The sequence below is a fragment of the Solibacillus sp. FSL W8-0372 genome, from assembly GCF_037969735.1.
GTDB lineage: Bacteria > Bacillota > Bacilli > Bacillales_A > Planococcaceae > Solibacillus > Solibacillus faecavium.
In genome coordinates this window covers 1006174-1032869 of sequence record NZ_CP150204.1, presented here as the reverse complement: position 1 = coordinate 1032869, position 26696 = coordinate 1006174, and the positions used below count along the sequence as shown (strand labels likewise).

25 protein-coding genes are annotated in these 26696 nt (G+C 38.6%); 4 read left to right on the top strand and 21 right to left on the bottom strand.

Annotation, left to right across the window (positions count from 1 at the left end; genetic code table 11):
* The 11 genes from MKY13_RS04950 to MKY13_RS04900 all read right to left on the bottom strand — a co-directional run bounded on the left by MKY13_RS04950 (window position 1) and on the right by MKY13_RS04900 (window position 13776).
* Window positions 1–1050 (bottom strand): ABC transporter permease, encoded by a 1050-nt coding sequence (locus MKY13_RS04950; protein WP_191698348.1) that lies wholly within the window; start codon window positions 1048–1050, stop codon window positions 1–3.
* Window positions 1050–2591, bottom strand: a complete 1542-nt coding sequence (locus MKY13_RS04945) for an ABC transporter ATP-binding protein (RefSeq protein ID WP_339215558.1) — start codon at window positions 2589–2591, stop codon at window positions 1050–1052. The genes MKY13_RS04950 and MKY13_RS04945 overlap by 1 nt, the downstream gene beginning before the upstream one ends.
* A gap of 318 nt (window positions 2592–2909) precedes the next feature.
* Window positions 2910–4010, bottom strand: coding sequence for a BMP family protein (locus MKY13_RS04940; protein ID WP_339215556.1), 1101 nt, complete (start codon window positions 4008–4010; stop codon window positions 2910–2912).
* Between the two features lie 61 nt (window positions 4011–4071).
* Window positions 4072–4800 (bottom strand): GntR family transcriptional regulator, encoded by a 729-nt coding sequence (locus tag MKY13_RS04935; protein WP_191698351.1) that lies wholly within the window; start codon window positions 4798–4800, stop codon window positions 4072–4074.
* Window positions 4801–5006: 206 nt separating this feature from the next.
* On the bottom strand, window positions 5007–7301 hold the full coding sequence (locus MKY13_RS04930) for a DNA translocase FtsK (protein ID WP_339215553.1): 2295 nt from the start codon (window positions 7299–7301) through the stop codon (window positions 5007–5009).
* 352 nt (window positions 7302–7653) lie between these two features.
* The gene (locus MKY13_RS04925) at window positions 7654–9321 is read right to left on the bottom strand and encodes a ribonuclease J (RefSeq protein WP_339215551.1); all 1668 of its coding nucleotides are present in this window, start codon (window positions 9319–9321) and stop codon (window positions 7654–7656) included.
* A 778-nt stretch (window positions 9322–10099) separates the two neighbouring features.
* Window positions 10100–11011 carry a 4-hydroxy-tetrahydrodipicolinate synthase gene (gene dapA, locus MKY13_RS04920; protein WP_339215549.1) on the bottom strand — a complete coding sequence of 304 codons (912 nt, stop codon included), beginning with the start codon at window positions 11009–11011 and terminating at the stop codon, window positions 10100–10102.
* 15 nt (window positions 11012–11026) lie between these two features.
* The gene (locus MKY13_RS04915; protein WP_339215547.1) at window positions 11027–12067 is read right to left on the bottom strand and encodes an aspartate-semialdehyde dehydrogenase; all 1041 of its coding nucleotides are present in this window, start codon (window positions 12065–12067) and stop codon (window positions 11027–11029) included.
* A gap of 84 nt (window positions 12068–12151) precedes the next feature.
* A complete protein-coding gene (locus MKY13_RS04910) occupies window positions 12152–12742 on the bottom strand; it encodes a dipicolinate synthase subunit B (protein ID WP_191698355.1) in 591 nt (196 codons plus the stop codon).
* Window positions 12735–13514, bottom strand: a complete 780-nt coding sequence (locus tag MKY13_RS04905) for a dipicolinate synthase subunit A (protein ID WP_339215545.1) — start codon at window positions 13512–13514, stop codon at window positions 12735–12737. Before MKY13_RS04905 ends, MKY13_RS04910 begins: the two co-directional genes overlap by 8 nt.
* Window positions 13504–13776 carry a YlmC/YmxH family sporulation protein gene (locus tag MKY13_RS04900; RefSeq protein WP_191698357.1) on the bottom strand — a complete coding sequence of 91 codons (273 nt, stop codon included), beginning with the start codon at window positions 13774–13776 and terminating at the stop codon, window positions 13504–13506. Before MKY13_RS04900 ends, MKY13_RS04905 begins: the two co-directional genes overlap by 11 nt.
* Window positions 13777–14182: 406 nt before the next feature.
* Here MKY13_RS04900 and MKY13_RS04895 point away from each other — a divergent pair, with 406 nt between their 5' ends.
* Genes MKY13_RS04895 through MKY13_RS04880 form a run of 4 tightly spaced genes read left to right on the top strand, consistent with a single transcriptional unit; the run spans window position 14183 to window position 16612 of the window.
* Window positions 14183–14554 (top strand): GntR family transcriptional regulator, encoded by a 372-nt coding sequence (locus MKY13_RS04895; protein ID WP_339215542.1) that lies wholly within the window; start codon window positions 14183–14185, stop codon window positions 14552–14554.
* Window positions 14555–14556: 2 nt separating this feature from the next.
* Complete coding sequence (locus MKY13_RS04890) at window positions 14557–15402, top strand: ABC transporter ATP-binding protein (protein WP_339215539.1); 846 nt, start codon at window positions 14557–14559, stop codon at window positions 15400–15402.
* Window positions 15399–15995, top strand: a complete 597-nt coding sequence (locus MKY13_RS04885) for an ATPase (protein WP_339215537.1) — start codon at window positions 15399–15401, stop codon at window positions 15993–15995. Before MKY13_RS04890 ends, MKY13_RS04885 begins: the two co-directional genes overlap by 4 nt.
* On the top strand, window positions 15992–16612 hold the full coding sequence (locus MKY13_RS04880; protein WP_191698361.1) for a hypothetical protein: 621 nt from the start codon (window positions 15992–15994) through the stop codon (window positions 16610–16612). The genes MKY13_RS04885 and MKY13_RS04880 overlap by 4 nt, the downstream gene beginning before the upstream one ends.
* A 41-nt stretch (window positions 16613–16653) precedes the next feature.
* On the opposite strand, the gene MKY13_RS04875 is transcribed toward MKY13_RS04880, so the two are convergent.
* The 10 genes from MKY13_RS04875 to MKY13_RS04830 all read right to left on the bottom strand — a co-directional run bounded on the left by MKY13_RS04875 (window position 16654) and on the right by MKY13_RS04830 (window position 26691).
* Window positions 16654–17880 carry a pitrilysin family protein gene (locus tag MKY13_RS04875; RefSeq protein WP_339215535.1) on the bottom strand — a complete coding sequence of 409 codons (1227 nt, stop codon included), beginning with the start codon at window positions 17878–17880 and terminating at the stop codon, window positions 16654–16656.
* A gap of 87 nt (window positions 17881–17967) precedes the next feature.
* On the bottom strand, window positions 17968–20079 hold the full coding sequence (gene pnp / locus MKY13_RS04870) for a polyribonucleotide nucleotidyltransferase (protein WP_191698363.1): 2112 nt from the start codon (window positions 20077–20079) through the stop codon (window positions 17968–17970).
* A gap of 272 nt (window positions 20080–20351) precedes the next feature.
* Window positions 20352–20621, bottom strand: a complete 270-nt coding sequence (gene rpsO / locus MKY13_RS04865; protein ID WP_191698364.1) for a 30S ribosomal protein S15 — start codon at window positions 20619–20621, stop codon at window positions 20352–20354.
* 138 nt (window positions 20622–20759) lie between these two features.
* Window positions 20760–21710: a riboflavin biosynthesis protein RibF gene (gene ribF, locus MKY13_RS04860; RefSeq protein WP_191698365.1), complete on the bottom strand. Its 951-nt coding sequence runs from the start codon at window positions 21708–21710 to the stop codon at window positions 20760–20762.
* Between the two features lie 10 nt (window positions 21711–21720).
* On the bottom strand, window positions 21721–22632 hold the full coding sequence (gene truB, locus MKY13_RS04855; RefSeq protein ID WP_339215533.1) for a tRNA pseudouridine(55) synthase TruB: 912 nt from the start codon (window positions 22630–22632) through the stop codon (window positions 21721–21723).
* A gap of 362 nt (window positions 22633–22994) precedes the next feature.
* Complete coding sequence (gene rbfA, locus MKY13_RS04850; protein ID WP_191698367.1) at window positions 22995–23339, bottom strand: 30S ribosome-binding factor RbfA; 345 nt, start codon at window positions 23337–23339, stop codon at window positions 22995–22997.
* Between the two features lie 58 nt (window positions 23340–23397).
* A complete protein-coding gene (locus MKY13_RS04845; protein WP_191698368.1) occupies window positions 23398–23676 on the bottom strand; it encodes a DUF503 domain-containing protein in 279 nt (92 codons plus the stop codon).
* Window positions 23676–26093, bottom strand: coding sequence for a translation initiation factor IF-2 (gene infB / locus MKY13_RS04840; protein ID WP_339215530.1), 2418 nt, complete (start codon window positions 26091–26093; stop codon window positions 23676–23678). The genes MKY13_RS04845 and infB overlap by 1 nt, the downstream gene beginning before the upstream one ends.
* Window positions 26094–26107: 14 nt before the next feature.
* Window positions 26108–26416, bottom strand: a complete 309-nt coding sequence (locus tag MKY13_RS04835; RefSeq protein WP_191698370.1) for a YlxQ family RNA-binding protein — start codon at window positions 26414–26416, stop codon at window positions 26108–26110.
* Window positions 26413–26691, bottom strand: a complete 279-nt coding sequence (locus MKY13_RS04830) for a YlxR family protein (RefSeq protein ID WP_339215528.1) — start codon at window positions 26689–26691, stop codon at window positions 26413–26415. Before MKY13_RS04830 ends, MKY13_RS04835 begins: the two co-directional genes overlap by 4 nt.
* Between the last annotated feature and the right edge of the window lie 5 nt (window positions 26692–26696).

Genomic DNA, 26696 nt, shown 5'->3' with positions numbered 1-26696 from the left:
TTACTTGCCCTCCTTTTTCTTTCCAAATTTCTCTAAACCGACACGCAGAATATAGCCTGATGCTACGAATAAAATGATAACCGCGATAATAATTGATACAATTTCTTCTGGAATTCCAGCTGCGTTTGGCATGTTTAAAGCGCCATATTTTAGGGAACCGAATAGAGAGGCACCGAAGAATACCCCGATTGGATTGTTTGCACCAAGTAATGCAACGGCAATACCGTCGAATCCAATTCCTGATGCGGCAGCTTTAATTGATGCGTTTTGATATGTACCTAACGCTTCCATTGCACCACCTAAACCAGCAAATACACCTGAAATTGTCATAGCTAAAATGATATTACGATTTACATTCATACCTGCATATTCTGCAGCATTTTTATTGAAACCAACTGATTTCAACTCATAACCACGAGTTGTTTTTTCCAAGATGAACCACATTACTACGACCATTAAAATGGCCACGAAAATCCCTAAGTGCAAACTTGAGTTATCAGTAATTTCACGTAGCCACTGATTACGTAATGTTGCAGATTCTACAACTGTCGGTGTTTTAAAGCCACCGTCAGATAATGATTTTATGGCAGCATTCGTTAAGTATAATGCTGTGTAGTTTAACATAATTGAAGCAATTACTTCGTGTACATGAAGTTTTGCTTTAAGGAAACCTACGATAAATGCCCAGAAAGCACCTGCTGCAGCTGCTGCAAGTAACGCCAATGGCAAGTGGATAATTCGTGGTAGCCCTTCGATTGCATAACCTACATAGGCAGCAGCAAGCCAACCCATTAGTAACTGGCCTTCTACCCCGATGTTAAATAAACCAGTACGGAATGCAAACGCTACTGCAAGACCTGATAAAATATATGGTGTGATTTGGCGAATTGTATTACCAATTGAATAGGCATCTCCAAAAATACCATTCCATAGAGCGATATACCCATCCATGGCGTTATATCCACTGACAACCATGATAATACCACCAACTAGTATACCTAAAACTACTGAGATTAATGGAACGAGTATATTCACAACGCGATTTGACATTATTCGTTCCCCTCCTTGATGGCTTTTGCCTTACGCTTTTCACCGGCCATTAATAAGCCAAGTTCCTGTTCAGAAGTTTCTTTCGGATAAACAGTATCTACAATCGTTCCATCATAAATTACCGCAATACGATCTGAAACGTTCATTACTTCGTCCAATTCAAAGGAAACTAATAATACGGCTTTCCCTTTATCACGCTGTTCAATTAAACGCGAGTGAATAAATTCAATTGCCCCTACGTCCAGTCCACGTGTAGGAAGTGCAGCAATTAACAGATCCGGATCACGATCTACTTCGCGTCCAATAATTGCTTTTTGCTGGTTACCACCTGAAAGTGCACGTGCAGGCGTCATTTCACCTTGACCTGTACGAACATCAAACTCTTCAATTACTTGACGAGCTTTTTCGTTAATTTTACGGTAGTCCATAATGAAACCTTTTGAAATTGGCGCCTTATAGTAAGTTTGTAGCGCGATATTATGCCCAATTGGGAAATCCAATACTAGTCCGTGCTTATGACGGTCTTGTGGAATATGGCCAAGACCTGTTTCCGTAATTTCACGAGGCTTCAAACCAGTAATATCTTTGCCGTTTAAAGTAACTTTACCGCTTTTAATTTTACGCAATCCTGTAATTGCTTCGATAAGTTCAGATTGACCATTTCCGTCAATACCAGCAATCCCGACGATTTCGCCACGGCGTACTGATAAGTTCAACCCTTTTACCTTATCAATATTACGGTAATCGGCTACGACTAGATTTTCTATAGTTAGAACCTCTTCTGTAGGATGAGCTTCCCCTTTTTCCGTTTTAAACTCGACTTGACGGCCAACCATTAATTCCGCAAGTTGATCCGGGTTCGTTTCAGCAGTAGCAACTGTTCCAATCCCTTCACCTTTACGAATAATCGTTACTCGGTCAGATACTTCCATAATTTCTTTTAATTTATGTGTAATAATAATAATCGATTTACCTTCTTTAATCAGAAGCTTTAAGATCGCAATCAATTCAGTAATTTCCTGTGGAGTTAACGAAGCTGTCGGTTCATCAAAAATTAAGATTTCTGCACCACGGTATAACGTTTTTAAAATTTCAACACGCTGCTGCATCCCTACAGAAATGTCCTCAATCTTTGCGTATGGATCCACATCCAAATTATATTTCTTTGATAAGGCCGCAATATCTTTTGCCGCATCTTTAATATTAATAGCACCTAGTTTTGTAGGCTCACTACCTAGAATGATATTTTCGGTTACCGTAAAGTTTTCAACAAGCATAAAGTGTTGGTGAACCATTCCGATTCCTAAATCATTTGCTTTGTTTGGATCAGTAATTTTTACCGATTCCCCACGTACTTTTATTTCACCTGCTTCAGGTTGATAAAGACCGAAAAGCACATTCATTAAAGTCGACTTACCTGCACCATTTTCACCGAGTAGTGCATGAATTTCGCCTTTTTTTAATTGGAGGGTGATATTATTGTTCGCTACGAAACTCCCGAATTCTTTCCGGATTCCTAGCATTTCAATCACGTATTCCACAAGACTCACTCCCTTAGGCTTATTTATATTTTAAAAATTTTTAGAAATTAACACATGAAAGATTTTTTACAAAATCTTTCATCTATTAACTTTTATTCCAAACTTTTGTTTCAATTATACCATTCGACGCATTAACAATTATATCCTTTTCAATATTATATTGAAATAGAACGCTTACATTTTCACAATTCCTACAATTATGAAATTTCTGGTAATATACATTACACTTTGCAGAATATTTAAATAAATTATCATATACAGTAGAAAATCATCATGGGGGAATAAACCCCCATGATGATTACTCCGTAAAAGTTTATATTATTGTTTTGGTTTTTCTTCAGAAACTGTAATTTCACCTGAAGCGATTTTTTCTTTATATTCTGCTACTTTATCCATTACATCTTGTGGAATTGCGCCACGAGAATCTGCTAAATCAACGCCATTTTCAGCTAAACCGTAAACAGTTGTTGTACCACCAGGGAACTCACCATTTTTTGTTTTAGTTGCGATATCAACTACAGCTGTATTAACACCTTTTAACATAGAAGTTAAAGTGATGTTTGTTGAATCATCTACTTGTCCTTCTGCGTATTGGTCAGCATCTACACCAATTACCCATACGTTAGCGTCTTTATCTTTTGTTTTACGTTCTTTTGCTTCTGAGAATACACCGTTACCTGTACCACCAGCAGCGTGGAAAATAATATCTACACCTGAAGAGTACATAGAGTTTGCAGCGATTTTACCTTTAGAAGCATCATCAAATGCACCTGTATAGTTCACTTGAATTTCGATATCTGGGTTAACTGCTTCAGCACCCTCTTTGAAACCAGCGTGGAAGCGGTTAATTACAGGAATATCTACGCCACCAATGAAGCCGATTTTACCAGACTCAGACATAGAAGCTGCAACAACACCAGCTAAGAATGCACCCTCTTGCTCTTTGAATAAGATATTTGCTACGTTTTCAGCAGCAACTTCTGCATCGATAAGAGCTAATTTTGCTTCTGGGTTGTCATTTGCGATTTCTTCAATTGCGTCACCCATCATGAAACCAACACCGAATACTAAATCGAAGTCACGGCGTAATAAGTTGTTTAAGTTTGTATTGTAGTCAGCATCTGTTTGTGATTGTAAGTAATCGAAACCACCGTTACCTTTAGATAAGCCGTTGTCAGCACCAAACTGTTGAACACCTTCCCAAGCTGATTGGTTGAATGATTTATCATCAACGCCACCAACATCAGTTACCATTGCGATAGAGAAATTATCGTCAGAACCTGTGTTTGTTTCAGAACCAGTGTTGTTGTTTGAAGTGTCTGTTGAATCCGTTTTTTCTTCGTCGGTACCACATGCAGCTAAGATTGCTCCAGTTGCTACTACAGATGAAATTAATAAACCAAATTTACGCTTTTTCATTAATGAGTCCCCCTCAAAGGTAATTGATATTAGCAGGAATTAAATAATAGAAATTATTGTTCTACACCCGTTTTCGTACTACATGGAAACTAAATTTGTCAGCTCTGAAATAATTTTTTGAATAAAGCACTACACGATCACTTTCGTCATAATGTAGCTGTTTCAATACAAGTAAAGCTGTTTCCGGACCACATTTTAATATCGGTGATACTTCATCATGGAAGCCTACAGGATCAATATAGGTCACCGCATATGCGACACGGATGGCACCAGTTTGCTCTAATGCCGAAAATATTGAAACGTTTTGATCACTTATAAATTCTTTTGGCAGTAAACTTGCCGGTACTTTGTCTACACAGTAGACTACTGGCTCATTATCTGCCGTCCTTACACGTTCAATCGTGATAACATTGTCATCAATGTCCGTTTGGAAGCGTTCCACATCATCTTCCGTAGCCGTTTCTTCCTTTGCACTAATAAAAATAGTACCAGGCTTCATCCCAGCGTTTTCTATCATAGATGATACACTCGATAATTGTTCAATGCCTGATGAAAATACCGGCTTTGGATTTACAAATGTTCCAACTCCATGACGACGGACTATGATATTTTCTTCTTCTAACAGTCGAAGTGCTTCACGAAGCGTTGCACGACTTACTCCGAGTGTTTTTGAAAGTTCAAATTCAGAAGGTAATTTTTCGTTTTCACAATAAATCCCTTTATCTATATCTGATTTTAAACGGTCAATAACTTGTAAGTATAGATGACGATGATCCGCTTTAATTGTCATTTAGTATCACCACCATAACATAGAGATCAGACATCTGATGTACAACATTCCTACTAATTCGTGAATAATATAACACTTTCAACGTAAAAAGAAAACATATTTCTTTAAATGTGTTATGTTATTGTGAAAATTTAGCGAATTTATTTAAAAACTTATAGAAAATAATATATTCAGAAATGTTGAAATAGTCCGTTATAATGGGCTTTCTAATACTTTAAAACTTGTCGTGGTTTGCTTCCTTCTGGTGGTCCTACGACACCGCGCTGTTCCATTTGATCAACAATTCTCGCTGCCCGCGAATACCCGATTCTAAATCGACGTTGCAATAAAGAGACAGAAGCGGTTTGCATTTCCATTACAAGTTGAACTGCATCATCATACAATTCATCCGTTTCATCCATTGCATCTATTATCGGTTCATCCGTAGGTATCATCGCTTCCTCGTATTGTGCTTTTTGCTGCTGGATGACACTTCCGATTACTTTTTCCACTTCTTGATCACTTACAAAAGCACCTTGAACACGTACTGGCTTCGATGCACCTGCTGGTAGATACAGCATATCCCCACGTCCAAGTAAACGTTCTGCACCACCCATATCCAAAATCGTCCGTGAATCGACTGCGGAAGATACGGCAAATGCAATTCGTGACGGAATATTAGCTTTTATTATTCCGGTAATAACATCTACAGACGGTCGTTGTGTAGCAATAATAAGATGGATTCCTGCAGCTCGGGCCATTTGTGCAAGCCTTGTAATTGCGTCTTCCACTTCACTAGAAGCGACCATCATTAAATCTGCCAACTCATCCACAATAACGACAATATACGGAAGTTTTGGCTGTTTTTCAGATAATCCTTCATTGTTCATCTCAATGAAATCATTATAGCCCTCGATATTTCTTGTACCTGAGTGCGAAAATAAATCATAGCGACGTTCCATTTCCGAGACTACTTTTTGCAATGCTTGGGCTGCTTTTCTTGCATCCGTTACAACAGGGGCCAATAAATGTGGAATCCCATTGTACACACTGAGCTCTACCATTTTTGGATCAATCATCATCATTTTCACTTCGCTTGGCTTAGCCCGCATTAATACTGAAATAATAATCCCATTAATACATACACTTTTACCACTGCCCGTCGAACCGGCAACAAGTAAATGCGGCATTTTATTCAATTCGGCGGAAATGGATTGACCTGTAACATCTCGACCTAAGCTGACGAACAACTTTGAGCCCACTTTTACTTGTTCGTTCGCTTCAATCACTTCTCGTAAAGTTACCATAGCGACTTCACTGTTCGGAACTTCTATCCCAATTGCAGACTTCCCAGGTATCGGTGCTTCAATTCGAATATCTTTTGCAGCAAGTGCGAGCGCTAAATCATCCTGAAGGCCGACAATTTTACTTACTTTCACACCTGTATCAGGCAAAACCTCATATTTCGTTACGGCAGGTCCTAAATGGACTTGCGTCACTTTTGCCTTTACACCGAAGCTTAAAAATGTTTGTTCTAGCTTTTTAGCGTTCATTTGAATGACCGAATATTCCCCACTTTGATCGTGTTCAGGTGGTGCATTTAATAATTGAAGTGATGGCAGCGTATATGTTTGATTAGAATTGGACATCACATCGATGATCGGCTCACTCAATGGCACTTCTTCCACATCGATGTCCTTTTGCTTTTCTTGTTTTACTTGCTCAACAAAATTTGAAATAATGGGCTCCTGTCGGACTGGTGCGGCTGTAATAATTAGTTGTTCCAAATCCGCGGCATCTTCTTCTTCCATGGGTGGCTCTACATTAGAACGTCGAACTTTTTTTTTGCTTTCGGCATTTGCCTTACTTAATTTGCTTCGTTTCGTTCTTTTCAATGTGCCCTTAATATCTGGTGCTTTTTCCAGTAGAAACGGGACGAGTGCTTTACCAGTAATTAAAATAACACCTATGGACAATAATACGAATGCAGCAATTTTTGTACCTGATGAATCAAACAGTACATGGAACATGCTGAACAAAAGTCCGCCAATCATACCACCGCCAAGAGAGTTACTACGATTCGTAATACCCTCCATGCTGATTAGTATTCTCCAAGTTTCTTTTAATACCGAATTTGATAGCAGCGTGTTTGTGGCAAGTAATTGTTCAAATAACAAGCCGTGACTAAATACCGTTAAGCTTGCCCCGACAAAAAGCACTCCATAAACAACACGGCTATTAAAAGCGACCCCACGTCGTTTTACCATTAACATTCCTGCGACTAAAAAGCATAGTAACGGAATAATGAAATGCAAATTCCCAAAGAAAAACATCGCCAATGAATGGAGCCATCTACCGACCAGACCAAATTCCAAAAACTCGATAATAGCTATGGCGATCAGCAGCACTCCGATAATTTCATATGCAAGTGGATGCAGTTCCTCTTTACTTTTTGCTTTTAAGGATGGCTTTGCTTTTGGTTTTGGTTTTGGTTTTGATTTAATATTTCTCTTTCTTTCCAATTGATGTTCACCTACTTCAAGTTGTTCCTAATTATAAACGCCGAACTTTTACATTTGGCTTTCATTTCCCCTATAGTAATTTCATCATAACCTTCGTCTTTTGCAAGGATCGTACTGAAATTAAGTTAGAAAAAGGGCTTTCTCACGCAAATAGTAAGAAAACCCTTTTTTGTTTATTCCTATGGTTCATCCTTATCATATAGGGATGATTTCCATTACGGGTCGGACCCTTTCCGCGGGCACGGCCTGAGCCTGTAGTCTCAGGCATCGTGCTTTTCCCGCTGGAGTCGCCTCCCCTTCATTCCAATCATCTACTTTAATAGTTGAAGTGGATTTATAATTATTTTAAAAATTAATATTCCATAATAATTGGAATGATCATCGGACGACGCTTTGTTTTTTGGAATAAGTATTGATTTAATGTATCTCGTATTTCCTGTTTAATATTCGTCCATTCAAACGTTTCTTTGCCCACGTATTTTTCAATTACTTCACGTGCCATGTCAGCCGCTTCTTCCATTAACTGCTCAGACTCACGCACATAAACAAAACCACGTGATAAAATTTCCGGACCTGATGCAATTTTCTTCTGTGCACGGTTCAGTGTCACAACGACGATAAAAATTCCATCTTGAGAAAGTAACTTACGATCACGTAATACGATATTTCCTACATCGCCTACTCCAATTCCGTCAATCAGAACATTTCCTGCTTGTACACGGCCTGTCATGCGCATTTTACCGTTTTTGTATTCGATAATATCGCCTTTATCAGCGATGAAAATTTGTGACTTTTGTAAACCTACTTGTTGCGCCAGCTTAGAGTGCGCAATTAGCATACGGTACTCCCCTTGAATTGGCACAAAGTATTTAGGCTTCATAAAGTTAAGCATTAATTTTAAATCTTCCGCACTGCCGTGACCCGAAACATGTACTTTCTTATTCGATGTCATAACATTTGCCCCTGCTTTTGCAAGTTGATTCATCGTGTTGTACATTTGCACTTCCATGCTTGGTGACGGTGTAAATGTAATTAATACTGTATCTGTATTTTTGATTTTAATATCACGGTGATGTTTACGGACAATTTTATCTAGTGCATCAAGTGGCTCGCCTTTATTGCCTGTTGCCATCACAATAATTTCGTCATCTTGGTATTTATGGATTTCATTTACTGGCACAATGATGTCTTCGTCCACTTCCAAATAGCCTAAGTTAACGCCGATATCGACAATTTTCTCCAAAGATTTTCCGACTACTGCAACTTTTCGGTATGATGAAGCTGCTTGTCTAAACACCTGCTGAATACGTATGAAATTCGAAGCATAAAGTGCTACGATAATTCTGCCTGGTGCCGAGTGGAAAGTTTTTTGCAATTCTTCTGCCACAACCGCTTCACTTGTAGTATAGCCTGGACGTTCTGCTTCAATAGACTCCGATAAAAGCATAAAGACGCCTTCTTCTCCAAGCATCGCCATTTTTGCTAAATCCGGCTTAAACTTGCCTGTTGCCGATTGGTCAAATTTAAATTCACCAGTATGAACGATTGCCCCTTCAGAAGTATGGAACACAATACCTAAAGAATCCGGAATACTATGTGTTGTATGGAAGAATGTCACATACGTTGAATTAAAATTCATACGGCTATTGCTTGATACTTCAAAGAATTTCACCTGATATGGTGCCGGCAATTCTTTTAAATGTTCTTTTGCTAGTGCAATCGTTAATTTAGACCCGTATACAGGCGCCTTTACTTTTTTTAGTACATACGCAATCGACCCAATTGCATCTTCATGTCCGTGCGTAAGGAAAATTCCTTTTACGCGATCTTTGTTTTCCTCTAAATAAGTAATATCTGGAATAACTATATCAATACCCAGCATTTCGTCCTCTGGGAACATGAGCCCGCTGTCTACTACGAATAGCTCTTCATCGATTTCTATTACATACATTGATTTTCCGATTTCGCCAACTCCACCTAATGGAATGACACGGATTAGTTCATTTTTTGTTTTTGTCACTTTATTTCCTCCTAAATTGTTCCGAACAGCAACCACTTAAACTTCATTATACGGTGAGAATGTCGTTAGTACAAATAAAAAAGTGATTTTATCTTTTTTATGAAAAATATGTAAAAGCTAAACCACTACAGCGCCTAAAGAGTTTGTTGTTTACAATATAACATATCACGCGTTCAAATCGATTTATATGACTTATTGATTTCCTTTACGGGGACGCTTTCCGGGGGCACGGCCTGAGCCTGTAGTCTCAGGCGTCGGTGCTCCTGCGGTTACTCGTCGCAAAATAAATTTTGCTGTTCCCCCAGGAGTCGCCCCTTCACTCCAATCAATTCATATAATATCAATTTCTTAATAAGAGTATTTCCCTTATAAAAAGAAATTTCTATTTATATCTTAGTCTGTTTTTATTAAAAATTTTTACTAGATGCTTAGCAGGTATAAGTTGTTCATGTTCATTGATTTGAATTGATTACTAGTCATCGCAGATATCCTATCTCACTTTATTTAAAGCGATGGATAAGTTGATTGGAGTGGAGGGACCGTGACTCCAACGGGAACGGCAAGCGCGGAAGATCCACTAAATTGTGCCTGCCGTTGTAGGCACAATTTAGTTAGCTGGAGCCGTGCCCGGGGAAAGCATCGGTCCCGGAATGGAAATCAACGGTTTTCATTAGTTAACTTTATTTTAATAAAAAAGACTGTAGGCAATCCCGAATTTCTTCGAGTTTGTCTACAGTCTGCAACCACTACCTCTTTAAAAGTAGTGGTTGTTTACTTATTAGTTTGTTTGTAGAGCACGGAACTGTTCTGCTTTTGCCTGATACGTATTCCAAATGTCATCAAATGCTGCTTTTTCTTCAGGCAGCATTTCCATCATTGGCATACGAACATCTAATGTATCAAAGCCTAATTTTGTCATCGCATATTTAATTGGTGATGGATTAGGCTGTGCAAATAATGCACGGACTAGTGGTAGTAAAGCACGGTGAATTTGGGCAGCTTCCTGATGGCGTCCTTCTTCAAAAGCACGAACCATTTGCTGCATATCTTTTCCGACTACATGTGAAGCAACCGAAATGATGCCTCGACCGCCGATTGCAAGTAATGGTAACGTCAACCCGTCATCTCCCGAGTATACAAGGAAGTCTGAATTAACATTTTCAATAATATCACCCATTTGATCCAAATTGCCGCTCGCTTCTTTAATGCAAGTAATATTCGGTACATCCTTGCTTAAAGCGATTGTCGTTTCCGCTAAAATATTTGCACCTGTTCGACCTGGTACATTATATAGCATTACCGGCAATGAAGTTTCTTTGGCAATCGTTTCAAAGTGGGCATACATACCGCGCTGGTTTGGCTTATTATAATATGGTGTAACAAGCATAATACCATTTGCGCCATTTTCTTCAGCTTTATGTGTCATCATAATTGAATAGGCAGTTTCGTTATCCCCTGTACCTGCAATAACCGGCACACGTCCCGCTACTTTTTCCACAGTAAAACGAACGACCTCAATTTTTTCCTCCGTTGACATCGTTGGGTTTTCTGAAGTTGTTCCACAAGCGATAATCGAATCTGTTCCATTATCAATCAAATGGTTAATAATTCGTTCTAGTTCAGGATAATTAATCGTGCCGTCCTTTTTAAACGGTGTAATCATCGCTGTACCAATTCGTCCAAAATCCATTACTAAATCCTCCCCTTATAGTAAGTTATCCTCTAGCATAGCCTCTGCGATTTGAATAGAGTTGAGTGCAGCACCTTTTAGTAAATTATCTGACACAATCCATAAGTGGAATCCTTTTTTATTGTCCAAATCTTGGCGAATACGTCCAACGAATGTCGGCTCCTCGTTTTCTGCAAATATTGGCATCGGATAAACTTGCTGTGTTATATCATCCTGTAACACGATTCCTGGTGCATCTTTTAATACGTCGAAAATTTGCTGTACTGTCGCTTCTTCGGCAAGCTCGATATACACTGATTCCGAGTGACCTGATACGACCGGTACACGGACACAAGTAGCAGCAACTTTTAATTCAGGTGCTTCCATAATCTTTTTCGTTTCGTTAATCATTTTCATTTCTTCATATGTAAAGCCATTGTCCGTAAACTTATCAATTTGCGGAATGACATTACGTGCGATTGGAAAATGTTTTTTATCCGATTTTACAGGAAGAACTTTTGCTTCCACGTTTTTGCCTGCGTCCCATTGTGCGCTTTGATCACGCAATTCATCAATCGCTGCAATACCTGAACCTGATACAGCCTGATATGTCGATACAACAATTTTTGTTAAACCAAACTTTTCACGGATTGGCTGCAATGCTGCGACCATTTGAATTGTTGAACAGTTTGGGTTTGCTATAATCCCTTTAGGAATCGTTTTTAATGCATGACGGTTTACTTCTGGTACTACAAGCGGTACTTCCGGATCCATACGGAAGTGGCTCGTATTATCAATTACAATTGCGCCACGTTTTGCTGCTTCGGGTGCCAAAGCCTCCGAAACAGCGCCACCTGCTGAAAATAATGCAATATCAATACCTTCAAAGCTTTCAGGTTTTGCTTCTTCTATTGTATAAGTCTCACCGTTGAATTCTATTTTATTACCTGCAGAACGAGCAGAAGCTAAAAATTTAATAGATGCAATCGGAAATTTACGCTCTACTAATTTCTCCATCATTTTTGTACCAACTGCTCCAGTTGCTCCTACTACCGCAACATTTAACTTTTTCAACATGTCTCATCTCTCCTAAAAATATCGGTATGTATATAATGTTGGATATTGTAACATATATTATTTGAATTGTGTTAGGAATTTTGATTATTTAAAATATTGTATAAATATTGGCTGGATCTGTTTTTTATGAGCGAGCGTATATGCTACAGTATCGAGCATTTTTGTGAAATCTGCTATAAGTGATGTAGGTTTATTAATTGGATCATCTTGACCGAATGGAATAAAGAAGATGTTTTTTGCATTCATTAGTTTCATTAAATTCATACCATTTAAACCAAGTGCATCATTCGTCGAAATACCAAGTACAACAGGTGAGCCATTGCGCAATGTCGCCTTTGCAGCCATTAATACTGCACTGTCTGTAGCAGCATTGGCAAATTTACTAATTGAATTGCCTGTCATTGGTGCAATCACCATACAATCCAATGGGTTTTTAGGTCCAAACGGCTCTGCCTCTGCTATTGAACTGACAACCTTTTCTCCCGCCTGTTCTTCTATTTTTGCAATCCACTCTTCACCTGTTCCGAATCGTGTTGCAGCATGTAATACAGAAGGAGTAATAATCGGTACTACTGTTGCACCAGCTTCCCGAAACTGGGAAATTTTTGGCACAACATCTTCATACGTACAATGTGATGCTGTTATCCCTAAACCAATGCGTTTTCCTTCAAGCACTTGTATCCTCCTTTCGTAATTCTAGTATTGTTTCTGTTAACAACCTTGCCGCAGCTTGCGGAAAGTATTTGCCGGGTAATCCTGGTAATAATTCATATTGAGATAATTTCACATCATTCAGACACCCTGGACTTGAAGCAAGATCGTAAATTGGACGTGTAGTCCATGATGCGTAGTTTTTTGTTAGCCAATCTGTTGGAATCGTATTAATAAGGAAATCAGCATCCACACTGTTTCCTTCCTTAAGTTCTATACCTTTGTAACCATATGCAAGCGCCTCAGCTTTTTGATGGTCGGATCTTACTGCGATAATGACTTTCGCATTTAAACGAGTCAAAAACAATGCAAGCATTTTTGCTACGCGTCCAAATCCAGTGATAATGAATGTTTTATACTGCACATTCACTTTCCCTTGATATAAATGAGCTAAAAAGCTTTCTGCAGTAAGCGCTGCATTTTTCCAAATAAATGTTTCATCTGTTAAATAATAATGAATCCGCTTCTCCTGAAGAAGTTGCTTCCACTCGTCATTAAGTTTTCCTGCAAAGAACTGCGCTTGACGTATCCCTAATAGTTCATCTACCTGAATCGTTAAAGGATGAATAGGCAGCACAATTTCTGTCGGGTGTAACTCTAACGCTACTTTGTTTAACGCTTCATCCCATACAGCCGTGTTTTTGTAATAAACGGTACGATCATTTGTAGATAATTGCTTTGCTAAAAACCGCATTCGTTCATCGGTTCCAATTATGAGCCAACGTTCATTCATCATTTGCATGCTTTAAAGATGATGTTGTTTTTTGAAATAATACTCGATCTTCGCCAATCAAAATAATTTCTTCCCAAGGAATATACTTCACCATACCTGGCTTTTTCTTTTGAAATGGCATTTTCACCATTTGTGGCGGCATTTCAAAGCCTGTAATTTTCCCTGTCTTCGCATCGAAAATACATTCGGTCTCTGCTAAAAAGCCATATCGAACCCCGTTTTCCATTTCGATCAATTCTTTCTCAGCGAGCTCTGATAAAAGCATTGTATCCCTCCTCTTGTAAGAGCCTACCATTACTATATGCATCAAGTCAGTTAGAAGTGAAATGGTTCATCATATTAAGTTGAAATGCAGTAACGAAAGATTTTCTAGGTATTGCTTAGTAAAAATAAAGGTAAGAATTTCCCTTATTCGATAAATCTCATTAAAAACAACTGAAATAGCGGTAGAAATTTCCGTTATTGAGTGAATATCAATGAAAAAAATTAATTTTTCGAAGGATAACGGAAATTTGTTCCCTTATTTCCCCTAAAACACCCGTCATTTTGAAAATAAGCGAAAAATCTTCCCTTATTTCATCACATCCAAAATTTTCAAAACTTTAAGTAGACATTTACAGGACAACTGTATATACTGTACATATACAGTTTTATGTTAGGTGGTGATCACAGTGATAATCAAATTAAGTAATAATAGCGACAAACCTATTTATGAACAAATTACCGATCAATTAAAGCAAGCTATTTTAACAGGTGCGCTTGTTACAGGAGATGCTCTTCCATCAATAAGGGCCCTTGCGAAAGAGCTAAAAATTAGTGTCATGACGACAAAGCGGGCGTATGCGGATTTGGAGCGGGACGGCTTTATTGAAACAATTGCCGGCAAAGGAAGCTATGTATCCGAGCGAAATCAGGACTTTCTGCGGGAAGAGCTGATCCGTCACATTGAAATTCATTTTACAAAAGCAGTATCTATTGCAAGAACGGCAAATGTGCAAAAACAGGAGCTGCATGACTTACTCGATTTACTATTGGAGGAATGATGATGAATGCAATTGAAATAAAAAATGTATCGAAGCAATTCAAGAATTTCCGGTTAAATAATATTTCATTTACTGTTGAAAGCGGGACAATTGCAGGCTTTATCGGGCAAAATGGCGCGGGAAAATCAACGACAATAAAAATCATATTAAATTTACTGAAAAAAATCGAAGGCGATATTCTCTTGTTCGGAAAGGATCATGTTGCGCATGAAGTGGAGTTGAAGTCTCAAATCGGTGTTGTGTTTGATGAACTACATGTGCCCGAAAACTTTACCACAAAAGATCTCGATGTGCTTTACGGCCATGTATACCCTACTTGGGACCGTTCTTATTTTTATGATTTACTAGAGCAACTCGATGTACCAAAGTACGACAAAACTAAAACGATGTCTAAAGGAACGAAAATGAAGCTCGCCCTTGCGTTGGCATTGGCACATCGCCCGAAACTTTTGCTGTTGGATGAACCTACGAGCGGACTTGATCCGATTGTACGTGATGAAGTGCTGAGTATGCTGCAAAGTTTTATGGAACAGGAAGATCATGCGATACTGTTTTCTTCGCATATTACAACCGATTTAGAGAAAATTGCGGATACGATTACGTTTATTCATGAAGGCGAAATACTGTTTAGTGAAAACAAAGACGACTTGCTGTACGGCTACGGGATTTGGAAAGGATCACTTGAAGAAGCGAAAGTAATCCCAAATCATTCGATTGTCGGTAAACGGGATTATGTATTTGGAGTCGAGTATTTAGTCATGCGTGAATTTGTAAACCCTGTTATTGAACTGCAAAAACCGACGATTGATGACCTCATGCTGTTTTTCGTAAAGGGGCGAAAAAGATGAGACAAATGCTTTTTCGTTATTATCAACAGGAGCTGTCCGCTTGGATTTTGTTTACACCACTTGTGGCATCATTTTTTGCTCTTCCTTTACTTTTTGAACGTGCTGAGCTAGCTTCCTTATTTATACTATCCATCACTATATCCGTACTTTGTTCACTTTATTTGGATCTGCGTGAAAGACAGCTCATCATGACAAGTCTTTTTCCTATTTCCAAAAAGACATTTTTCTTTGTGGATATTTCTTTTATCGGCCGGTACACCTTGTACTATATCCTTTATACAATGGTAGTAACTACGATTTTTCAAACTTTACTAGAGCAGCAGCTTATACTTCCATCTGCCAAGCAAATTTTATTAAGTATTGTTATCAGTCTTTTAATAATTAGTATTTTCCTGCTGTTACGCCGTATCAAATATGGTTATTACGTTAACCTTTCCATGTTTTTTATCCCGATAGCTTTTACACAGTTAATTTCCTTGATTGTTAGGCTTTCTACATTTCACAGCATACTATTATTCTTTAGTTCACTCGTACTTATTATCATTGCAGCTAGGATTACTTATGTTCGCGAACAGAGGAGGGATATTACATGATTTCATTGCTGAAGATGCACTTTTATTTATCAAGAAAGCTATTCATTACTGCTTTGATATTCATTTTAGGACTTTTAGCCACTCAGTGGATAATTTTAAAAGAAATTAATTTAGGGTTTCTAACTTTATATTTTTTAACTTTGACACCGGTATTCGGTATTAGCTATTTACTCGAAAACCATTTTATAAAACAGATGAGGGTAATGCCAATCGCACCGAAAGACTTTGTGAAAAGTTTATTTATATTCAGTTTAATTCAGATACTTGTCATTTTAATCCCTATTGGAATTTATCAAACTGTTTTGTATATGGACAATGAAATAGGAGCCTTTGAATTATCATTTCTCGTCATCTTCTTTACTGCAGGGATTGCTTCTATTGGCTCACTGCTGAAAAACTATTTAAGCAATCCGTCAAAGGGTACGAGAAGTATTTCATTGTGGTCCATCTTCGGTTATTTTTTGCTATTTACCTTTATTCATCTCCTTATAATGCTCATACTTAGTATTATGGACATCAAACTATTAGGGGCAACTATCTTGCCGATTGTTGGATTAATTGTTTACTATAAGCACTATAAAACAGCCGTAACAAAATTTATGACAGCAGAATTTTAAAAGGACAGCGCTTGCTAAATGTTAGCCGCGCTGTCCTTTTGTTATTCGTTTTCCGGTCCAATAATAGCAATGGCAGGCTCGGTTAATAAAATTTGTGTAATGAGCTCATCAATTGTTTCCATTGAAATCGCATCAATTTTTGCCAACACTTCATCAACAGTACGATGGTTTTGATGAATAAGCTCATTAACCCCATTACGGTTCATAAAGTCTTCTGTTCCTTCAAGACCTAATACAAAACCGCCTTTTAGTTGCTCCTTTGCATTATCCAGTTCCACTTCCGTTATCCCGCCTGTTACGAGATCAAATAAAGTTTGGTCGATTTGCTGCTTGAGCGCATCCAAATTTTGTTTGGAAGCTGAAGCGTAAATTGTAAATGTTCCAACATCCTCATAACTCGACTGATAGCTGAATACGGAATATGCTAGTCCGCGTTCTTCCCGTACTTCCTGGAACAGGCGTGAACTCATATTGCCACCGATAATATTATTCAGTGCAATAAAGCTGTACATTTTCGGGTCTTTTACAGAAATCGCTGGGAATGAAATGGCGATATGTGCTTGTTCTGTATCTCTAAACTTTTCAATTTCACCTGGTATAAATGTTGGATAAGAAGGCTTAGAAACAATCGATTCCGCGCTAGCTTCATAGTTTCCAAACAAAGCTTCCACCTTTTCCAATAAATCTTTTTCGATATTACCAGCTATTGAAATGACAACATTTTGAGGACCGTAATGTTTCGCCATATAGTCACGAATCATCTTTTCATTAAAAGTCGCCAATGTTTCAGGTGTCCCTAAAATTGGTCTCCCTAAAGCATCCCCTGGGAACATGACACCCCATAATTTCTCATGTACATCATCAGCCGGATCATCTTCGCTCATATATATTTCTTCAAGCACTACTTGTCGTTCCCGCTCGATATCTTCCTGCGTAAATAATGAATTAAAAAACATATCCGCTAAAATATCAACCGCCAGCTCACCATGATGGTCCAGCACTTTTGCATAATAGCACGTATGCTCCTTTGACGTGAAGGCATTAATCTCCCCGCCAATCCGGTCAAATTCTTCTGCGATTTGACGAGCTGTTCGGTTTTTTGTTCCTTTAAATAGCATATGCTCAATAAAATGGGTAATCCCGTTTTCTTCTTTCGTTTCATAGCGTGAGCCTGCGTTGACCCAAATTCCGACAGATAATGAACGGACATGCGGCATTTGCTCTGTTACAATGCGCACGCCGTTTTTTGCTTTAATTACTTGTACCATAAATTTCTCCTTTAATTCGGCTCTTATTTCTTATTTAAAAAAGAGGCTGTACATAGTGTACAACCTCCCTTTTTATATTGTTGAAAATTACGCTTTTTCTGCGCGCTCTTTTTCTTCTTTGATAACGACTTTGCGTGATAAGTTTACGCGACCTTGCTTGTCGATTTCGATACACTTCACAAGTAATTCATCGCCAAGTTTTAATACGTCTTCTACATCTTTCGTACGTTCTTCTTGAATTTCCGAAATGTGCAGTAAGCCGTCTTTACCTGGGAAGATTTCACAGAATGCACCGAATTTTTCAATACGTTTTACTGTTGATAAGTAGTACTCGCCTACTTTAGCTTCACGTACGATTGATTCGATCATTTCTTTTGCACGGTTAATCATTGCTTCATCTGCTGAAGCGATGTAAATTGTACCATCTTGTTCTGTATCAATTTTAACGCCTGTTTCATCAATAATTTTATTGATTACTTTACCACCCGGTCCGATTACATCGCGGATTTTGTCAGGGTTAATTTTGATTGAAACAATTTTTGGTGCGTATTGTGATAATGAAGTACGAGAATCAGAAATCGTTGACATCATATGATCTAAAATGTGTAAACGACCAATTTTCGCTTGAGTTAATGCTTCTTCTAAAATATCACGAGACAGACCATCAATTTTAATGTCCATTTGAAGTGCTGTTACACCTTTAGCTGTACCTGCCACTTTAAAGTCCATATCGCCAAGGTGGTCTTCCATACCTTGGATATCTGATAATACTGTATAGTGCTCGCCTTTTTTAACAAGACCCATTGCAATACCTGCAACTGGTGCTTTAATTGGAACACCTGCAGCCATAAGTGCCATTGTAGAAGCACAAATTGATGCTTGAGAAGTAGAACCATTTGATTCTAATACTTCCGATACACAACGGATTGCATATGGGAATTCCTCTTCCGATGGCATTACTGCTAAAATCGCACGCTCACCTAATGCACCGTGACCGATTTCACGACGACCTGGGCTACCGTAACGACCAGTTTCCCCAACTGAGAATTGTGGGAAGTTGTAATGGTGCATCCAGCGTTTTGACTCTTCAATACCTAAACCATCAATAATTTGCACATCGCCTAAAGCACCTAATGTACAAATTGATAATGCCTGAGTTTGTCCACGAGTGAATAATGCAGAACCGTGTGCACGTGGCAATAAATCTACTTCAGAAGATAGTGGACGGATCTCATCTTGTTTACGACCATCCGGACGAACTTTGTCTTCTGTAATTAAACGACGCACTTCATCTTTTACCATTTTATCTAAAATAGCTTTCACTTGCTTCATCGTCTCATCATCAGCTTCTTGAGCTTCATATGATTCAATAATACGTGTTTTTACAGCTGTAATATTTTCTTCACGTAATTGCTTGTCTACTGTTTGGATTGCTGTATTCATATCAGCTTCACATTCAGCTTTGATCGCTGCTGTTAAGTCTGCATCTAATTCATATAATGTAACTTCTAATTTTTCTTTACCAACTTCAGCAATAATTTGCTCTTGGAAAGCGATTAATTTTTTGATTTCATCGTGACCGAACATAATTGCTTCAAGCATGATGTCTTCAGATACTTCTAAAGCACCTGCTTCTACCATGTTAATCGCATCTTTGTTACCTGCTACTGTTAAGTGAACAGTCGATTTTGCTGCTTGTTCTACTGTTGGATTCACAACGAATTCACCGTCGATATAGCCTACATGAACACCAGCGATCGGTCCATCGAAAGGAATATCCGAAATAGCTAATGATAATGAAGAACCGAACATTGCCGCTACATCTGCCGGGCAATCTGAATCATTTGACATAACCATTAAAATTGATTGTACTTCATTACGGAAACCATCTGGAAACATTGGACGGATTGGACGGTCGATTAAGCGAGAAGTTAATACTGCCGCTTCTGATGGACGTCCTTCACGTTTAATGAAACCACCTGGAATTTTTCCTGCTGCGTATAGACGTTCTTCAAAGTTAACTGTTAACGGGAAGAAATCTAATGGCTTTGGGTGTTTAGACATTGTTGCTGTAGCTAACACTGCTGTTTCGCCGTAGCGTACCATTGCCGCCCCATTTGCTTGTTTTGCTAACTGACCTACTTCTACTACGAGTGGACGACCTGCCCATTCATACGAAAAGACTTTTTTTTCGTTCATTAATTGAACCCCTTTCTTATTGAAACACTCTACGTATCATTTTATGTACCATAGTAAGTGTATCAAAAAAGCGTTTTCTATGCTAAATTTTTTGATTAAATTTATATAAATTTAATCATTATTTTAAACCTTCCAGCAATGGTTTAACTTCTTTCAACAGGCGTTTTTACACCTGCTCAAAGAAGTTAAACATCGCACCATTATTCTGGAAAGCTGACTGATTTCAAAACATAATAAAAAGCGGGAAAAATCCCGCTTTTTATATTGTCAGATTAGCGACGTAATCCAAGTTTAGTAATTAATTCACGGTAACGAGCTACATCGTTTTCACGTAAATATTTTAATAAATGACGACGTTTACCTACCATTTTAAGAAGACCACGTTGAGAGTGGAAATCTTTCTTGTGAGTAGCTAAGTGAGCGTTTAAAGCGTTGATTTCTGCAGTTAATACAGCTACTTGTACTTCTGGAGAACCAGTATCTGTTTCGTGCACGCGGTACTCAGCGATAATTTCGTTTTTACGTTGTTGTGTAATTGCCATTTTAAAATGACCTCCTAATAAATTAAATATCCCCAATAGCACAGCAATCGCTGGAGTTGCGTGAAAGCCGAGCTAAGGTTCATACGAGAGTTTCGTACTTATGAATAGTACCATAGTTCTTTATATGTGTGCAACTATTTAGCGCAGTTCTTCAAAATAGGCGATTGCTTGTTGTTTATCCATTTCGATTTGCTCAATTAAAGCTTCAATTCCGTTGAATTTACGCTCACTGCGAATTCGTTTATACCAGCCGACAATTACCTCTTCACCGTATATATTTTTATCAAAATCCAAAATATGCACTTCGATGGATAGTCGCTTTTCGTCCGGATTGTGGAAAGTCGGTTTATAGCCAACGTTGCATACACCATTATACCACTCGTTTTGCACTAAAATTTTTACTGCGTAAACACCTGTAGCTGGTATGTAACATCCTTCCATTGCCTGTACGTTTGCTGTCGGGAATCCCATCGTACGTCCTCGCTTGTCCCCATGAACAACAATACCAGGCACTTCAAATGCACGACCTAATAGATTACGAACTTGCTCCATCTCACCATCCTGTAAAGCTTTTCGGATACGTGTTGAACTGATTTTTTCTTCAATATCTGAAAGCTTATCAATCACTGTTACACCGTAATGGCCGTTAGACAATTGTGCCATTAGCTCCATATTCCCTTTGCCAAACGCACCAAATGAAAAATCAAAGCCTGCTGTCACATGCTGGACGTTCAAATCAATAATAAAATACTCGATAAATTGTTCAGGAGTTAACTTCGCAAAGTCTGATGTAAAATTCACAACAAATACAGTATCGACATTCAGTTTTTCCAGCGTATCTAATTTTTGTGAAAGTGGTGTAATATAAAACACTTTTTCATTGCGTCCACCTAATACGATTGATGGATGCGGATCAAATGTCATAACAGCACTTTTAATATTTAGTTCTTCTGCTTTTTGTATTGCAGATTCAATCACCGCTTTATGACCTTTATGTACCCCGTCAAAAAAACCAATTGCCAATGAATATGGCTGATCTTTAACTTTTTGTGCTAATTGATGGGGGTATTTTAAATGAATAACGTTCATCATATGCCTCCTAATTAATTTCGGGGAACATTTTATCCGGCTTCATTTGCCCTTGTTTAGTCGGGTGGGCGATGTAAACCGCAAATGCTCTTCCCTCTACACCATACACAATTTTATCATGTTCTTTTAATAATGCATGCATTGGAAGTACTTGTCCATTGAAAATTTGCTTCTCAATATCAGCCGTAACTTCAATATAAGGATAATCTGACAAGGCATATTCTACAGGCAGTAAAAATTTCTCCTGTTCCCCTGCTTCCATCATTTCTGCAATTTGTGCTAAGGTGAAGCAATTGTCTTTCGTAAATGTGCCGGAAGCTGTTCGGACAAGCTCATGCATATGTGCAGGATAGCCTAGCGCTTCCCCAATTTGTACAGCTAATGTACGGATATACGTGCCTTTTGAACACTTAATACGGATTGAAAATGTTACTTCTTCTCCCTCGAACTTTTGTGCATCATCTAATAATTCCAACTCATAAATCGTAATTTTACGTGTTGGGCGCTCTACCGTTTGACCTGCCCGAGCATATTCATAAAGTTTTTTCCCATTTACTTTTACAGCTGAGAACATTGGGGGTGTTTGTTCGATTACGCCTGTTAAAGATGTGAGTGCCTGTAAAATATCAGCACGTGAGAAGGATTTAATATCGCTGTTTTGTTCGACAGTTTCCCCTTCTGCATCTTCTGTTGTAGTCGTACGTCCGATTGAAACGACCGCTTCATATGTTTTGCCTGCATCAGTTAAATATTCTGCAATTCTTGTTGCCTGGCCTATGCAAATTGGTAAAACACCTTCAACACCTGGATCCAGTGTCCCGGTATGTCCTACCTTTTTTGTCTTCAATATTTTTCTTAGCTTGAACACACAGTCATGACTTGTCATACCGCGCTCTTTCCATAATGGCAAAATACCGTTCATTGTTTTGCTCCTTTGTTGGCAATCCACCTTGTACGTGCTTCATGCGGGTAATATTAATTGGTTCATTATTATAAATAAGTTTTGACGTATTTAATCAGTTTTAAAATAAGCGGAGAGTTTCCGTTTAATTTACTGACTACCCTTCATTTTAGGAAAAATAAAGGTATGTTTTCCGCTTATTCATTGAAAAATCATGTTTTTAGTTATTATTTTAATTAATAACCGGAATTTCTACCGCTATTTTGACCTTTTTTCACTCGATTTTCCAAATAAGCGAAATTTCTCCGTCTATTTCATCCAATATACTTTCGTATTACGAAAAAAGTCTGCCTGCATAGTTATGCAGTGCAGACTTCTTTGTATTATTTATCTTCGTGTAAGCCACGTAGTAATGCATCAATTTTATTGCCGTATTCGATTGCTGTATCGAATTCGAATGCTAGTTCAGGCGTACGGCGTAAACGAATACGTGAACCAACTTCCGAACGGATAAAACCAGATGCTTTTTCTAAAGCTTGCAATGTTTCCGCACGTTCGCGGTCATTACCTAACGATGTAATATAAACAGTTGCTTGCTGTAAGTCACCTGTTACGGCTACATCTGTAACTGTAACGAAACCTACGCGTGGGTCTTTGATTTTGCGTGCAATGATTTCAGTAATTTCCTTTTTCATTTGCTCGCCAACTCGATTAGAACGTAGAGACATAAATGTCACCTCATTTAACTTGCGTAATTGATGTTTTAGTTTCCACTAGATGTGGATTTTATAAATATTCACGATAAAAATCCAGCTGTTCCCATTGTGGATTTGACTGTAAAAAGTGTACTGCACGCATTAGCTCGCGTTCAGCCGCTTCTTTTGAAGAAGCCACTGAAACAAGTGCTAACCTCGTACGCTGCCATACATCTTGATGGTCAATTTCAGCAACGGAAACATTGAACTTTTGTTTCGTCCGCATTACCATTCGTTGTAGAACAGCACGCTTTTCTTTTAATGAGTGGGCAGTCTGAATGATGAATTCAATCTCTGCATACACAATCATTATTTACGAACAATCTCTTCCATTACGAAGGCTTCAATAATGTCGCCTTCTTTAATGTCGTTGTAGTTTTTAATTGTGATACCACACTCATAGCCTTTTGCTACTTCTTTTGCATCATCTTTAAAGCGTTTTAATGAATCTAATTCGCCTTCAAAAACAACAACGTTTTCACGGATTACACGTACACCCGCATCGCGTACCATTTTACCTTCAATAACGTATGAACCGGCAATTGTACCGACTTTAGAAACTTTAATAGTTTGACGAACTTCCGCTTGACCAACGATTTTTTCTTCGAATTCAGGATCAAGCATCCCTTTCATCGCATGTTCGATTTCTTCGATTACTTTATAGATGATACGGTGTTGACGAATATCTACACCTTCTTCATCCGCAGCACGCTTAGCATTCGTATCTGGACGTACGTTGAATCCGATAACGATAGCGTTTGATGCAGCAGCAAGTGAAATATCTGATTCTGTAATAGCACCCGCACCTGTGTGGATGATTTTTACGTTAACACCTTCAACATCAATTTTCATTAATGAAGAAGCCATTGCTTCCACTGTACCTTGTACGTCTGCTTTTACGATTAAGTTTAACTCTTTCATTTCGCCTTGGCTCATTTGTTCAAATAAGTTATCAAGTGTTACACGTTGCTTTTCAGAACGTTGTGCTTGAATCGCTGTCATTGAACGTGATTCCCCAACTTGACGAGCAGTTTTTTCGTCTTGGAATACTACGAAACGGTCACCTGCTTGTGGTACTTCATTTAGACCTGTAATTTCTACTGGTGTAGATGGACCAGCAGTTTTAATGCGACGGCCTAAATCGTTTACCATTGCACGTACACGACCATATGCATGACCAACTACGATTGGGTCACCAACACGTAATGTACCATCTTGAACTAATAAAGTTGCAACAGCACCGCGCCCTTTATCTAATTGTGCTTCGATTACTGAACCGATAGCAGCACGAGTTGGGTTTGCTTTTAATTCGCCAACCTCTGCAGTTAAAAGAATCATTTCTAATAATTCATCGATTCCTTCACCTTTAAGAGCTGAAAGTGGAACGAACACTGTGTCTCCACCCCATGCTTCAGGAACTAAACCGTGCTCAGTTAATTCTTGCTGAACGCGATCAGGATTTGCCGATGGTTTATCCATTTTGTTTACAGCTACGATAATTGGTACTTCAGCTGCTTTCGCATGGTTAATTGCTTCAACTGTTTGAGGCATTACACCGTCATCAGCTGCTACAACAATAATAGCGATATCTGTGATAGATGCTCCACGCGCACGCATAGTTGTGAAGGCTGCGTGTCCTGGTGTATCTAAGAACGTGATTTTTTTGCCGTTTTCAGTAACTTGGTAAGCACCGATATGTTGTGTGATACCACCTGCTTCGCCAGCAGTTACTTTTGTGTTACGAATTGAGTCAAGTAACGTTGTTTTACCGTGGTCAACGTGACCCATGATTGTTACAACTGGTGGACGCTCTTCTAGAGCATTTTCATCCACTTCTACGATTGTATCATCGAAGTACGTATCTAAATCTGTTTTGTCGATACGGATTTCTTCTTCTACTTCTACACCGTAGTCAGCACAAATAAGCTCAATCGCATCTTTGTCTAACTCTTGGTTAATTGTCGCCATTACACCAAGCATGAATAATTTTTTGATAATTTCCGATGGCTCACGGTGTAATTTTTTTGCAAGTTCTGCAACTGACAAGCTTTCGTAGAACGTAATTTTTTCCGGTAATTCTTTTTGTACCATTGGCTGCGGTGCTGGGCGATGCGTACGACGTTTACCACCATTAATTCCTGGCTTTCTACGTTGTTGGTAGCCACCCTTATTCTGCGTGTTACCGCCTTTATTATTACTATTATTTTGGTTTGTGCCGCCTTTGCGGTTGTTATTATTATTTTGAGTCATATTTCGATTTTGGTTACCTTTTTCATTTCTTTGTTTTTCGCCTTGTTGCGATGATGTTTGCCCTTGGGCATTTGTAGGTCTGTTTGATTGTTGCGGTCTTGATTGCCCTTGGGTATTTGTTGATTTGTTCGGTTGTTGCGATCTCGTTTGCCCTTGGGCGTTTCTTTGCTTGTTCGGTTGTTGGTTAGTTGAAGCAGATTGTGGACGATCCTGCTTTAGATTCTGTTGTGATTTTCTCTGTCCTTGCTCACCAGGTTTTGGCGATGCATTTACAGCTTTGACAGATGGTCTTGCAGGAGAATCTTTCGTTGGTTCTGCTGCTTGCTTAAAGACAGAATTTAGTTTTGATACCGCCTGGTCATCAATTACCGCCATGTGATTTTTCACCGGCAGATTGAAACTTGCAAGCTTCTCAATAACTTCCTTACTTGTTTTATTTACCTTTTTCGCATATTCATGAACTCTTACTTTGCTCATCTGCTCACCCCCGATTAATTTTCGTTGAGTAGACTAGACATTTTTTTAGCAAATCCGCTATCTGTAATAGCAATCGCTACACGGGCTTCCTTCCCGGTAGCATGTCCAAGATCATATCGATCTCCGAAAACATAATACTCAACGTTATAAAACGTACATTTATCTTGAATTTTTTTACTTGTATTCGCTGAAGCATCTGATGCTAAAAATACTAGTTTAGCTTTGCCATTACGAATTTCCCTTATGACAAGCTCTTCTCCAGAGATTGTTTTTCGAGCACGTGCCGCTAAGCCTAATAGCTGCAGCAATGCAGGGTTTGTCATAAAATCGACTCCCTGCGGATTAGTGTCAGCAATTCCTCATACACTTCAGCCGGCACTTTTGCATCAAGCTGGCGATCTAAAATATTCTTTTTACGTGCGATTTCCACCGCTTGCTCCGTTTTAGAAACATATGCTCCACGACCGGATTTTTTTCCTGTAATGTCAACTGTTACTTCGCCTTCTTTGGAACGAACGACACGAATCATTGACTTTTTTGGAAGCATCTCACCTGTTGCGACACATTTACGTAAAGGAATTTTTTTATTAACGACCATTTTGC

Excerpts from the sequence above, each read along its gene's own strand:
- MKY13_RS04950 (WP_191698348.1), bottom strand. The coding sequence starts at position 1,050 with ATGTCAAATCGCGTTGTGAATATACTCGTTCCATTAATCTCAGTAGTT.
- MKY13_RS04940 (WP_339215556.1), bottom strand. The coding sequence starts at position 4,010 with ATGAAAAAGCGTAAATTTGGTTTATTAATTTCATCTGTAGTAGCAACT.
- MKY13_RS04935 (WP_191698351.1), bottom strand. The coding sequence starts at position 4,800 with ATGACAATTAAAGCGGATCATCGTCATCTATACTTACAAGTTATTGAC.
- dapA (WP_339215549.1), bottom strand. The coding sequence starts at position 11,011 with ATGGATTTTGGACGAATTGGTACAGCGATGATTACACCGTTTAAAAAG.
- MKY13_RS04915 (WP_339215547.1), bottom strand. The coding sequence starts at position 12,067 with ATGTTGAAAAAGTTAAATGTTGCGGTAGTAGGAGCAACTGGAGCAGTT.
- MKY13_RS04905 (WP_339215545.1), bottom strand. The coding sequence starts at position 13,514 with ATGATGAATGAACGTTGGCTCATAATTGGAACCGATGAACGAATGCGG.
- MKY13_RS04900 (WP_191698357.1), bottom strand. The coding sequence starts at position 13,776 with ATGCTTTTATCAGAGCTCGCTGAGAAAGAATTGATCGAAATGGAAAAC.
- MKY13_RS04890 (WP_339215539.1), top strand. The coding sequence starts at position 14,557 with ATGAATGCAATTGAAATAAAAAATGTATCGAAGCAATTCAAGAATTTC.
- MKY13_RS04885 (WP_339215537.1), top strand. The coding sequence starts at position 15,399 with ATGAGACAAATGCTTTTTCGTTATTATCAACAGGAGCTGTCCGCTTGG.
- MKY13_RS04880 (WP_191698361.1), top strand. The coding sequence starts at position 15,992 with ATGATTTCATTGCTGAAGATGCACTTTTATTTATCAAGAAAGCTATTC.
- MKY13_RS04875 (WP_339215535.1), bottom strand. The coding sequence starts at position 17,880 with ATGGTACAAGTAATTAAAGCAAAAAACGGCGTGCGCATTGTAACAGAG.
- pnp (WP_191698363.1), bottom strand. The coding sequence starts at position 20,079 with ATGAACGAAAAAAAAGTCTTTTCGTATGAATGGGCAGGTCGTCCACTC.
- rpsO (WP_191698364.1), bottom strand. The coding sequence starts at position 20,621 with ATGGCAATTACACAACAACGTAAAAACGAAATTATCGCTGAGTACCGC.
- ribF (WP_191698365.1), bottom strand. The coding sequence starts at position 21,710 with ATGAACGTTATTCATTTAAAATACCCCCATCAATTAGCACAAAAAGTT.
- truB (WP_339215533.1), bottom strand. The coding sequence starts at position 22,632 with ATGAACGGTATTTTGCCATTATGGAAAGAGCGCGGTATGACAAGTCAT.
- rbfA (WP_191698367.1), bottom strand. The coding sequence starts at position 23,339 with ATGTCTCTACGTTCTAATCGAGTTGGCGAGCAAATGAAAAAGGAAATT.
- MKY13_RS04845 (WP_191698368.1), bottom strand. The coding sequence starts at position 23,676 with ATGATTGTGTATGCAGAGATTGAATTCATCATTCAGACTGCCCACTCA.
- infB (WP_339215530.1), bottom strand. The coding sequence starts at position 26,093 with ATGAGCAAAGTAAGAGTTCATGAATATGCGAAAAAGGTAAATAAAACA.
- MKY13_RS04835 (WP_191698370.1), bottom strand. The coding sequence starts at position 26,416 with ATGACAAACCCTGCATTGCTGCAGCTATTAGGCTTAGCGGCACGTGCT.
- MKY13_RS04830 (WP_339215528.1), bottom strand. The coding sequence starts at position 26,691 with ATGGTCGTTAATAAAAAAATTCCTTTACGTAAATGTGTCGCAACAGGT.